Source organism: Paenibacillus sp. 37 (assembly GCF_008386395.1).
Lineage (GTDB): Bacteria > Bacillota > Bacilli > Paenibacillales > Paenibacillaceae > Paenibacillus > Paenibacillus amylolyticus_B.
Map to the genome: position 1 here is coordinate 2,819,309 of NZ_CP043761.1, position 11,928 is coordinate 2,831,236.

The window sequence follows — 11,928 nt, forward strand, 5'->3', positions numbered from 1 at the left end:
GTATATACATGTTTACTTATGTAATATAGATATGAAGTTAGCCGAGAACATCACATAAGAGCATTACAATTTATTGGAGGCGTTAACATGAGTTCTAATAACACAACTCCGTCATCTTGGTGGAAGACATCAACGGTGTATCAGGTATATCCGAAGAGTTTTAATGATACAACTGGATCGGGTACTGGAGATATTCGTGGATTAACCGAGAAGCTTGATTATTTGCAGCATCTGGGTATCGATATTGTGTGGTTGCAGCCGGTATATGTATCCCCGCAGCATGATAATGGATATGACGTAGCGGACTATTACCGGATTAATCCGGATTATGGGACGATGGAGGATTTTGACGAACTGTTGAAAGGTCTGAAGGCTCGTGATATGAAACTCATGATTGATATCGTGGTGAATCACTCCTCGACCGATCATGAGTGGTTCCAACAATCCCGTTCTTCCAAGGATAATCCGTATCGGGATTATTATATTTGGAAAGATCCTGCCCCGGATGGTGGTGTGCCGAACAACTGGCAATCCAAGTTCGGTGGACCTGCTTGGCAGTTCGATGAACAGACGGGACAATATTTCCTGACTTTATTTGATAAAACGCAGGCAGATCTGAATTGGGAGAATGAAGAAGTACGCAAAGCTGTACGGGATATGATCAAGTTCTGGGCCGAAAAAGGTGTGGATGGTTTCCGTATGGACGTGATTAACCTGATCTCCAAAGATCAGCGTTTCCCTGATGATGATGGCAGCGTGTCACCGGGTGATGGACGCAAATACTACACGGATGGACCGCGTGTGCATGAGTACATCACCGAGATGTACGATGAAGTATTCGGGCCTTACAACATGGTGACGGTAGGGGAAATGTCTTCCACAACACTGGAACATTGTATCCAATATTCGAACCCGGCTTCCCGGGAGTTTTCAATGACGTTTAACTTCCATCACCTGAAAGTGGATTATCCGAATGGTCAGAAGTGGGAACTGATGCCGTATGATTTTGAAGCGATGAAACAGCTCTTCAGTGAGTGGCAGACAGGCATGCAGGCCGGTGGAGGCTGGAACGCGCTGTTCCTGAATAACCATGATCAGCCACGAGCACTGTCCCGATTTGCTGATGATGGTGACTATCGTGCCGAGAGTGCCAAGATGCTTGCAACAACGATACACGGAATGCAAGGTACACCTTATGTCTACCAGGGAGAGGAGATCGGCATGCCGAATCCGGTCTGGAATGACGTTAGCGAGTTCCGTGATATCGAATCGACGAACATGTACCGCCTGCTTCAGGAAGAACGAGGCAAATCCGCTGAAGAAGCATTCCAAATCGTGAAGGAGCGTTCCCGGGACAACTCCCGCACACCGATGCAGTGGAATGGAAGTAAGAACGCCGGATTTACTACCGGAACACCTTGGCTGAAGGTGGATGAGCGGTATCCTTCGATTCACGTGGAACAGCAGCTGGCTGATCCAGATTCGATCTACTACCACTACCGCAAATTGATTGCCCTGCGTAAACAGTTTAACGTGCTGATCGACGGTCTGTATGAACGATTGGACGATGCACACCCGGATGTATTCGCGTACGCACGGACCAATGGAAGTGAAACCCTGATTGTTGTATCCAACTTCAGTAAACGAGACGTTACGTTCTCGCTGCCGGAAGCGGTCTGGAATGATCACATTGCAGGCAAATCAGCTGAATTACTCATTGGTAATACAGAGGCGGACCCTGCGCTGACGCAGGAAATCTCTCTCAGTCCGTATGCATCCTATATGTGGCTTGTGCCACAACAGGACTAATCACATTTTATAAATAGGAAGTGACACTATGGCAATTGATAAAAAACAGGTTGAGGAGATCGTCCGGGCAGTCGGTGGCAAAGAGAATATTGAAGCTGCTACACACTGTGTTACACGACTCCGGTTTGCCCTGTATGATGAGAGTAAAGTGGATACTGAAAGTCTGGATCAGAATGATCTGGTTAAAGGACAGTTCTCTTCCCAGGGACAATTCCAGGTCGTTATTGGACCTGGTCTGGTGGATAAGGTCTATGATGAGATGATTCAGATTACCGGGGGAGATCGTTCTTCCAAGGATGATGTGAAAGCGGTCGCTGGTAAAAAGCAAAATCCAATTCAGCGAGCGATTAAAACACTCTCGGATATTTTCATTCCAATCTTGCCAGCAATCATTACGGCAGGACTTTTGCTCGGGATTAACAATATTCTGACAGGTCCAGGCATTTTCTTTGAAGGAAAATCACTGGTGGATGTTTATCCAGCCTGGAAGGATCTTGCGTCCATTATTAATACGATCGCAAGTACAGCTTTCACGTTCCTGCCGGCTCTAATCGGTTGGGCAGCTGTAAAAAGGTTCGGCGGCAGTCCGCTGCTCGGGATCGTGCTTGGTCTCATTCTGGTACATCCCGATCTGCTGAGTGCATATGGTTATGCTGATGCCGTAAATGAAGGTACAGTGCCAACATGGAATTTGTTTGGTTGGGAGATTGAGAAGATCGGTTATCAAGGGCAGGTTCTGCCGGTACTGGTATCGGCCTATCTGCTTGCGAAGATGGAAATTTTCCTGAATAAAAGGGTACATGATTCAATTAAACTGCTGGTCGTTGCACCAGTCACGTTGCTGATTACCGGATTCCTTGCATTTACGATTATTGGACCGGTTACATTTGCTATTGCAAATGCAATCACTTCAGGCCTGATCTATGTATACGATTCCTACGCGGCGCTGGGTGGTCTGATCTACGGTGGTCTATACGCTTTGCTCGTTATCACCGGTATGCATCACACGTTCCTCGCGGTGGATGTTCAGCTCATTGGTAGTCAGGGCGGTACGTTCCTGTGGCCGATGCTGGCATTGTCCAACATCGCACAGGGTTCGGCGGCACTTGCGATGATGCTTGTCCTGCGTGAGAAGAAAATGAGAGGACTTGCAGCAACGTCCTCGGTGTCGGCCTTCCTCGGTGTAACCGAGCCGGCGATCTTTGGTGTTAACATCCGTTACCGTTATCCGTTTATCTTTGGTATGATCGGTTCCGCGATTGGTGGTGTGTTGCTGACGATGAATAATGTTCAGGCAACCTCCATCGGTGTAGGTGGCGTACCGGGATTCCTGTCGATTTTCCCTAACAAGTGGGGCGTCTTCTTCATCGGCATGGCGATCGTCTTGGTTGTACCATTTGTACTGACCGTCCTTTTTGGCAGAGCCAAACTGAGAAAAGAAGATCGTAATGAAAGTAATGAAACCGTTGCTGAGCCTAAAGCGGCTACATCGCAGTCCGCTTCGGGTGTTACCTCTTCAACTACAAAAACAGATCCAAACCAGCGCACACGTAGTGCAGCTCAAGTAGGGGACGAAGCAGTGAATACGCTGGAAATCATGGCGCCATTAACAGGTCAGGCCGTATCACTGGAGCAAGTACCAGATCCGGCTTTTGCCGAGAAACAGATGGGTGAAGGTGTAGCGATTGAACCTTCCGGCAACGTTGTTGTTGCCCCGTTTGATGCTCAGGTAGCTCATGTGATCAAAAGTAAACATGCGGTGATTCTTGAACACGCAAGTGGATTACAAGTTCTGATCCATGTCGGGATTAATACAGTATCCCTCAAGGGTGAAGGCTTCAACATGCATGTGGAAACTGGCGAGCATGTAAAGGCTGGACAAAAACTGTTGGAGTTTGATCGTAAGGTCATTGAAGATGCGGGATACCCGCTGATTACACCGATTATCATTCCAGATGGTCAAGATATGGTTGAACGGGTGGAAGTCACCACAGGTGATGTTACATCTAATCAAAATGGTGTGTTGAAGGTTCATCTGAAAGGTTAATTGAATACAACAACAAGAAGGGGCTGCATGATGCGCAGCTCCTTTTTGCTGTATGATCGTTATTTTCATGACGATCATGGTAAACTGTATATAAAATGGCAGAATCACATTTTTAAAATAATGGTGGTTGGAAAGGTTCTAACAAAGCAAGCTTCAGGCATGTTCGAGTCGTGGAGTTCATATGGTGGAGAAAGAGTTCCTAGATCGATGAGGAGGAGAGCCATGACACGTATTGCGGTGATGGTCATTCATGGGCTGGGTATGCGGAAGGATGGGTACGCGGACAAGCTGATTGCTTGTTTGCATAAGGAATTGGACAAGGTGATGGTCTTGCCTGGAGCCTCTAAACAGATGGTGGATATCGAACCTGTATATTGGGCGGATGTATTTGAGGAGCGGGAAGAGGCACTCTTTCAACAGCTCGTCAGCTCTCCGGGATTGAACTTTCAGGCGTTGCGCCGATTTGTCATCCATTACCTGGCTGATGCGGTTGCTTATCAACCTGTGGAAAATCAAGGCCATAACTATGATGCCGTACATCGAACGTTGAATCAGGCGATGCATACCCTTGCACAGCGTAACGGACCCGAAGCTCCGCTCTGTGTGGTTGCCCATAGTTTGGGTGCCGTAATTGCCAGTAACTTCTTCTACGATCTGCAATATCCGTCCAGTCGTGTTCCTGAAGTTGTGGATGTGAACTCGGCTTTGGAGCGGGGCGACACCCTGACCAATTTTTACTCGTTTGGTACAACCCTGCCCTTATGGAGTTTGCGTTACCATGACTTTAGTTGCCCAATTCAGGTGCCCTCTTCCCATGTGAATCACTATTATGCCGGGCTGGAAGGGGAATGGGTGAACTTCTACGATCGGGATGATATTCTGGGTTATCCATTACGCCCCATTGATCCCGCTTATGAGAAAGCGGTTAAAGAAGACATTGAAGTGAACTCTGGCGGCGTGGCGATGAGTTGGAATCCGCTAAGTCATGGGGGGTATTTTTCGAATCGAAGCCTGAATCGGAGAATGGCTCAGGGACTTGCTCGAACCTGGACCTGGATAAATCGCTCATAATTAAGAGGTAGTTCAAAAACTGAAAACCGGTCTTTTTGAACATGTATTATAAGTGTATTGAAATTAGGAGGGTATGTATGGAATGCAGGACAGGCTGTGCCGCATGTTGTATCGCGATTTCCATATCATCACCGATACCGGGCATGGCTCATGGCAAGCCGGCAGGTGTACGTTGTGTGCAGCTTACGAATGATAATCGCTGCGGAATTTTTGGCCAAAAAGATCGTCCTGCGGTATGCAGTGGATTGCAAGCTGAGGAAGAGATGTGTGGTAGCAACGATCAGGAAGCATTTGATATTCTAACCTGGTTGGAGCAAGAAACTGCACCGACCGTGATTGCGCCGAAAGTAGTTTAAGTGACTTGTTTTAATTAATTAGGATATTTATACTTAATATGGAAGATGGTCGATCTAGAGAGGAGATGCGAATATAATGGGGCTTGTTAAACGTTTTGTATTGGTTGTTGTGAATATGATCGGAGAGTTATGGATGGGCTTTTACCGACGTAACTCGGATTATTATGATCATCAGACTTCGGAGTCCAAAAGTAAGATTGGCTATTATGCATTCATTATTGGGGCAACAGTGGTTACGGTGGGCATTGTAGGCTGGATGTACAACCGAATTTATTCATAAGTAGTCATTATACTTAAAATTGAATGAGGCCAAATGCTGAAGATGAGTCTGTACAAATAAAAGAGAGTATCCGCAGGATATGACATCAAATGGATACTCTCTTTGGCATGGAATCAGGCAGGAATATGATCATACTCATCACGTTTAAGAGGGAGGCTGGCAGGCTGGGTGTGTGCATCGTTGTGCTTAATTGAACGACACATATGACAATCATGGGACCCAGCATAAAGGCCGTCGGAAATCGGAGTTTGCGTGCAACCCATGCACCCGCTATACAGAGCGGAGAATAGAGAAGAATCTCGGGGAAAAGGGTATCCCACGTTGCTACGTCAAGAGATTCAGGTATGCTTTCAGATTTAATGAAGGATTCATGTTCATGTGGGACCACTCCTGGTGATGAGATACGTTGCGTTATCTGTGGAACAACCAGACTGCTACTGTTCAACTCATTAAGATCCTGCGAGAGCCCTAGCGGAAGGTTTGGGTTCTCTGAACATTACAAAGTACATCAGTGATGAAATAACGTATAGACAGCCTGTGATGCTGAAAGTGATCGCGTAACCCCAGTACGTTCCATATGTGGTGACCAAATAGGATTGAACAGGTCCCATGGTCGCCCAACCAATCATGAACGAGGTCTGCATCAGTGAATTGGCAATGCCGCGGCGTTTGTCCGAGATCCGATCCACCAGTATGGCTGAATGAATGGGATTGGCTGCGTTCATCAATGCTTGTCTGAACAAGAAACTGAGCGAAGCAATGAACAACAGATTGGTGAAGCCTGTTAATAGAAGGAAGGGCAGCGACATGACCTGGAAAATGACAACGGCTCTTACGCTTCCGACCTTTGCTGCCAGGGTAGGACCAATCAGCATGGATACAATCGTCATAATCTGACCAAGTGCAATCAGTAAGCTCATGCCGCTCAGAGAAACCGAGAACCGATTGGTGAAATACAGATTCAAATACGGTACAACCAGTCCGGAACCTAATCCAATTAACAACTGAGTCACTATAAACTGACCAATCAGTCGGGAATCTTTTTTCTTGGTGATCGAATCATTCGTGTTGGCGGTATTCGTCAAACTTTCTTTTAGATTTGTATTGGGTTGAAGATCTGATTGTGCCGGAATAGTTGTCTGCGGAGCAGCCTTGCCTTCGGTTACAAATAACAGTGGAATAAACGCAGCCAGTGTTGCTGCACCACCGACAAATAAAACCGTCTGTAATCCGGTCACTTTGGCGAGTCCTGCCGTATGTAACAAATCTGCAAATACGCCGCCACCCAGGCTACCAAGAACCTGGGAAGCGAGCACAAGGGATGAATAATAACTGAACATCTTCAACCGCTGGCTTTTTTTGACGTTTTCCGCCAGATAAGGAATGGCCAATACTTGGAATACCCCAGCGAAAAGGCCAGAAAATACCGCGAACCAAATCAGTCCTGTAGCTGAATAATCGAAGGAGCGTCCGATTAGAAAGATTCCGCTGAATAATGCCCCGGTAATGAGTAATCGCTTGCGGCTGAACAGATCACCGCATAGACCGATAGGAACAAACATAATGGCTGTTGCGAGTGATTGAATACTTACAATCTGGCCGTTCATTGTATCATTATAGCCCAGACCCTGAATGTACAGATTGTACAAGACAGAGAACATACCATTTCCGATCTGATACAGAATGCTAGCCAGGAAAAACAGTTGAATATTGCGGGACCAGCCGCGAATTTCATCATTAATATGTTGTAAAACTCTCAAGTGGTTCCCCCCAGTCTGCCTGTGCAGTGATTCCAGTTTAACAGGAAAGGGGAATTTGCGGAAGAATTGACCACTGTTTATTTTGGTTCAGGGGCATCAATCACACGAGCAATGACGAATCCATCGTAACCTTTGCTACCGACGGTTTGCAGTGCTGTAGCTTCAAGCCGAGGGTGATCCGCGATCAACTGCAGGAATGATCGAACACCTTGAACTCTAGGGTCTGTGCTGTCTGTGCGGATCACTTCACCGTCCCTGACGATATTATCACCAATAATAAGACTTCCCGGCCGAGTCAGTCGCAGGGCCCATCTCAGATAATCGGGATTACTCGGTTTGTCAGCATCGATGAAGATCATATCAAACGGTTCCCTGTATTCTTCCTGAACATCGGGAAGGGTGGTTAGGGCAGGACCAACTCTCAGGTCAACCATGTGCATCAGTCCTGCTCGTGTGAGATTGGCTCGGGCCAAGTCTGCATGGTGTGATTCGGATTCCAGTGAGACGATGCGTCCGTGTTCAGGCAGCGCTCTTGCCATCCAGATGGTACTGTATCCACCCAATGTGCCGATTTCAAGTACACGGGATGCACCTTGGATTTGCAGCAGGAGCTGAAGCAGCTTTCCTTGATTTGGTGTTACGTCATGAGCAGGGAGTCCAGCTTCGGCATTGCTTTGCAGTGTATATTTCAGCAGGGAATCTGATGGTACCAGCAGATTATTCATGTAGTCGTCAACTTGAGTCCAGGTATGCTGTAGTTCGGTCGTATTTATATTTTTCATCTTCACATGTTCCTTTCCTTGTTCCTTGTATTGGATTTCATATTTCAACTATAAATGGAGTAGATGTATAAATAAAATATATATTATGTATGATAATATAACTTCAGATTATGTATTTGACGTGGAAGAGGTGTAACACATGAATCTGCATGGATTACGATTATTTCATGCCATTGTGAGATATGGCGGGGTCACTCGTGCCGCAGAGGAACTAAATATTAGTCAGCCTGCGGTATCTTCTCAGGTGAAGAAATTTGAACGTGAATTAGGAATCCAGCTTTTTGTTTCGGAGGGAAGAAGACTGGTGCTTACGGATGCGGGGATACAGTTAACAGGATATGCGGAACGTCTGTTCATGCTGGAGCAGGATGTCGAGAATTTTGTGCAGGATTTTCGGGAGGGCAAAAAAGGACTGATCCGTCTTACGGCAACCTACTTGCCTTCGAATTTTCTGTTGCCTGGCTGGATTGCGCGGTTTAAGCAAATGCACGAGGATGTGGAGATTGTTGTGAGCACAACCAACACCCGGATGGCCTTTGACCAGTTGCTTCGTTATGAGGCAGAGATTGCAGTGTATGGTGGAAGCGGCATTACACATGCGGGTGTCCAATGGGATGAATTGTTTGACGATGAGATGTGGTTTGTTGTGCACCCTGACCATTCGTATGCGGGAAAAGAAATCGAGCTGCATGAGATGATGGCAGAACCGTTCATCATGCGCGAAGAAGGCAGTGCCACGCGTGAGAGACTCGTCTCCCTTTGCACTACAAATAACCTGGCCCCTCCCCGCATTGCGCTTCAGTTCAACGGGCTGAACGAAACGATCAGTGCGGTGAAGGCAGGTTATGGGGCCAACTTTATATCTTCTTTGGTTGTGAACGAAGATGTGCAGCAAGGCAGGCTGGCACGTGTGTTTGTTCGAGGTGTGCGGCTGAGAAATACGGTTGCTGTATGTACACGAGCCGGGGAGGTATTATCACCTGCTGCACAGCATCTTGTCAAGCTTATCCGCCAAGAGGCGTCTTTGATGAAATAAATAGCGTGATTGTACTTAACTTAAAATATGTGTTCAAAAAGACCAGTTTTCAGTATACTAAAGCGGATATTTGCACAGCCTCTTGAAAATGAATGGGTTGCTTATTTAACTATTCACTTTTGCTTTGTTGTGAAGTTCCCCATGCATGTAATCGGGCGTATAGGGTTACGCCGCCAATGATCAGGACAGGAATCCAGACTGCAATCATGGGCACACGGTGGAATAACAATGCGGCTGCAATGACGCCGATCAAATAGATGACAACAGCACCTGCACGAAGGTAGGAGTCTGTGGACAAGGCTTTGGCTAACGATCGGATATTGGCATGTCGCAGCTTTTTGAGGATGCTTACGGTATCCTCAACCACAGCGGCCAAATTATTGGTGAGCACAGTTGTTGAGATACCAGCAATGCCAATGCGGCGTGCCGCAGTTGTTTGCATCCCCATTGCAACGGCTAGGATGACAATTAACAGATAAGACAGTTGTTCTGAAAATGGACTAATCATGGCGATGGCGAACAGCAGGAGCAATATGCTTTCAACAGTAAATACGGCTGTGACCTTGGAGGACCAGCCATTTTTGGTCTGCACATGTCCAACCATATGTGCTGCAATGGCATTGCCGGCAATAAAACCAATGAGAGCAAGCAATGACCGAATTACAACAAATTCCTGAGCACGGGCAATGGCAATACCCAACAAAACAATATTTCCCGTCATATTGGCTGTGAGCACATGCCCCAGTCCCAGATATCCGATCAGATCCACCATTCCGGCAGACATACAGAGAAGCAGCATGGCGTATTTTTGGAGGGTGCTTTGATTCATCCTATCCGTCCTTTCAAAAAAACGTAGCCCCTCTAGTATACAGCCATAACCCATGCTTCTTCAAAATGAATTCATAGTGCAAGATTTAAGGTGCAGCGAGCCAATCAAACATATTGTTCACTGCTGACTCATGTATTTTCTCGTGAAAATGATGATCCTGCCCGCCATAAGCGTGAAATGTGACATCCGCACCTCGGCGCTTAAGCCAGTGATACATTCGGGTTCCATGGCTATAGTTCACCTGTGTATCTGATGTACCATGCATGATCAGCACCGGACAAGATAGTTTGTTCGCTTTGGATAAGGGAGAACGGGCGAGATAAGCTTCCGGAGCTGTGCGAGGGGAACCACCTAATACCCGCTTCAATGTGCGCCTCAGGTCGGTTCGCTCATGGTAAGTGCGTTCCACATCGGCGACACCGCTCCAAAGAACTAACTTATGTACTTTGTCCGGTCCCTCATTATAGGCAGTTGCGGTATGTACAGCATTAATGGCCCCACGTGAGAACCCCATTAACGATATCCGTGTCCGGTCGACAAAAGGTAAACGCTGCATCAACCGGTATGCGGCATGCACATCTTCGACATCTTTCCCGCCATACTCGTCACGGCCTTCACCACCTTCGTTGCCACGATAGGATGGGGCGAACACGATATAACCTTTATGTACAAATTGCTCAAGCCAAACGGTATTTACCCCGCCATAGCTGCCAAGTCCGCCGCGACAATAGATCAGCACAGGCCATTGTTCCGGTATATTATCCGTATCATGCATTGTTGCATAAGGGTAGTGGCTGGCGAGTGGTTGCAAATGTAGAGATGTATGTATGGAAGCGAATTTCGGAAAGGCAGAGGAGACAGAGCCGAAATGAGAAGTTTCATATGTCGTGATATCAGGTAATGAACAACCTTGTGGCAGGTATAAATAAGCTTTAACCCGAAGTGTATCGGATGAATACGTCACTTGATAGAGCAGGAAAATCAACCTCTTTCATCGGTAATAACAGGCCAAATGACAGGGATGTTTCTATAGGATGCACGTAAAATAAGTTCCCATACCTTCCACGCTGGATCCCCAGCCCAAATGTGAGAAATTCGTTTATTGGCTCCATATGATTTATAATGGTTCAGGAGACATGTGGATTGACCGCTTGTTCTCATATTCATAAAACTAATTTTAGTGTGCAGAAAGAAAGGGAGAAAGCCATGATGAACGCTCCACATCCAATCGATCAATTCAAGAAATTCAAATATGAAATTACCAGATTTATGATGATCTATAAATTTGCTCTGGATCAAATGGAGACCAAGATTGAAGTCCTGAAGGAAGAATTCCAGTCTCTGCATGATTACAGTCCAATTGAGCATACAAAGTCCAGACTGAAATCTCCTGAGAGCATTATGAACAAGATGTTCCGCAAAAATCATGAGTTAACATTTGAGAGCATCAAGCAAAATATCAAGGATATCGCCGGGGTACGGATTACATGTTCCTTTATCTCGGATATCTATCGCATTAAGGATATGCTGTGCAACCAGAGTGATCTGCGTGTACTGGAGGTCAAAGACTACATCGAGAATCCAAAGCCAAACGGCTACCAAAGCCTTCATCTTCTGGTGGAAGTGCCTGTGTACATGTCCAATGGTGAGGAACGAGCATGTGTGGAGATCCAGATCCGTACAATCGCGATGGATTTCTGGGCGAGTCTCGAGCATAAGATTTTTTATAAATACAATAAGGATGTTCCCGAGCATTTGACCAAGGAACTGAAAAGTGCGGCAGATTCGGCAAATGCACTGGATCAACAGATGGAGCGACTTCACCGGGAAATTCAGGAGATTAAGGACGCCGATAACGAGCGAGATGAAGAAGAGTTACGCCGTATTATTATTAACAATCAACAGTTCACACTGCCGTCCAACCTGCTCAAGCTACTGGGTAGCGGGGAGTAGTACTC

12 protein-coding genes are annotated in these 11,928 nt (G+C 46.5%); 7 read left to right on the plus strand and 5 right to left on the minus strand.

Features of this window, described 5'->3' with window-relative positions; all coding sequences use genetic code 11:
- The first annotated feature begins 87 nt into the window (after positions 1-87).
- The 5 genes from treC (at position 88) to F0220_RS12790 (ending at position 5,563) form a co-directional block, all read left to right on the plus strand.
- Positions 88-1,809: an alpha,alpha-phosphotrehalase gene (gene treC, locus F0220_RS12770; protein WP_091016903.1), complete on the plus strand. Its 1,722-nt coding sequence runs from the start codon at positions 88-90 to the stop codon at positions 1,807-1,809.
- A gap of 28 nt (positions 1,810-1,837) precedes the next feature.
- Complete coding sequence (treP, locus tag F0220_RS12775) at positions 1,838-3,856, plus strand: PTS system trehalose-specific EIIBC component (protein ID WP_149846562.1); 2,019 nt, start codon at positions 1,838-1,840, stop codon at positions 3,854-3,856.
- A 222-nt stretch (positions 3,857-4,078) separates the two neighbouring features.
- Positions 4,079-4,927, plus strand: coding sequence for a chemotaxis protein (locus tag F0220_RS12780; RefSeq protein WP_105598371.1), 849 nt, complete (start codon positions 4,079-4,081; stop codon positions 4,925-4,927).
- Between the two features lie 77 nt (positions 4,928-5,004).
- The gene (locus F0220_RS12785; protein WP_091016898.1) at positions 5,005-5,283 is read left to right on the plus strand and encodes a YkgJ family cysteine cluster protein; all 279 of its coding nucleotides are present in this window, start codon (positions 5,005-5,007) and stop codon (positions 5,281-5,283) included.
- 76 nt (positions 5,284-5,359) lie between these two features.
- Positions 5,360-5,563: a hypothetical protein gene (locus F0220_RS12790; RefSeq protein WP_017688872.1), complete on the plus strand. Its 204-nt coding sequence runs from the start codon at positions 5,360-5,362 to the stop codon at positions 5,561-5,563.
- Between the two features lie 85 nt (positions 5,564-5,648).
- Here F0220_RS12790 and F0220_RS12795 read toward each other — a convergent pair whose 3' ends face one another.
- The 3 genes from F0220_RS12795 to F0220_RS12805 all read right to left on the minus strand — a co-directional run bounded on the left by F0220_RS12795 (position 5,649) and on the right by F0220_RS12805 (position 8,105).
- Positions 5,649-5,951: an AbrB family transcriptional regulator gene (locus F0220_RS12795; protein WP_223199985.1), complete on the minus strand. Its 303-nt coding sequence runs from the start codon at positions 5,949-5,951 to the stop codon at positions 5,649-5,651.
- Positions 5,952-6,012: 61 nt separating this feature from the next.
- A complete protein-coding gene (locus F0220_RS12800; RefSeq protein ID WP_091016894.1) occupies positions 6,013-7,323 on the minus strand; it encodes an MFS transporter in 1,311 nt (436 codons plus the stop codon).
- Positions 7,324-7,400: 77 nt separating this feature from the next.
- Positions 7,401-8,105, minus strand: coding sequence for an O-methyltransferase (locus F0220_RS12805; RefSeq protein ID WP_105598372.1), 705 nt, complete (start codon positions 8,103-8,105; stop codon positions 7,401-7,403).
- A gap of 139 nt (positions 8,106-8,244) precedes the next feature.
- Between F0220_RS12805 and F0220_RS12810 the strand changes: the two genes are divergently transcribed.
- Positions 8,245-9,141, plus strand: a complete 897-nt coding sequence (locus F0220_RS12810) for a LysR family transcriptional regulator (protein ID WP_105598373.1) — start codon at positions 8,245-8,247, stop codon at positions 9,139-9,141.
- Between the two features lie 109 nt (positions 9,142-9,250).
- Here F0220_RS12810 and F0220_RS12815 read toward each other — a convergent pair whose 3' ends face one another.
- Positions 9,251-9,970, minus strand: coding sequence for a YoaK family protein (locus tag F0220_RS12815; protein WP_105598374.1), 720 nt, complete (start codon positions 9,968-9,970; stop codon positions 9,251-9,253).
- Positions 9,971-10,055: 85 nt separating this feature from the next.
- Positions 10,056-10,934 (minus strand): alpha/beta hydrolase family protein, encoded by an 879-nt coding sequence (locus F0220_RS12820; RefSeq protein WP_105598475.1) that lies wholly within the window; start codon positions 10,932-10,934, stop codon positions 10,056-10,058.
- 245 nt (positions 10,935-11,179) lie between these two features.
- Here F0220_RS12820 and F0220_RS12825 point away from each other — a divergent pair, with 245 nt between their 5' ends.
- A complete protein-coding gene (locus F0220_RS12825; protein WP_105598476.1) occupies positions 11,180-11,923 on the plus strand; it encodes a GTP pyrophosphokinase in 744 nt (247 codons plus the stop codon).
- Positions 11,924-11,928: the final 5 nt, after the last annotated feature.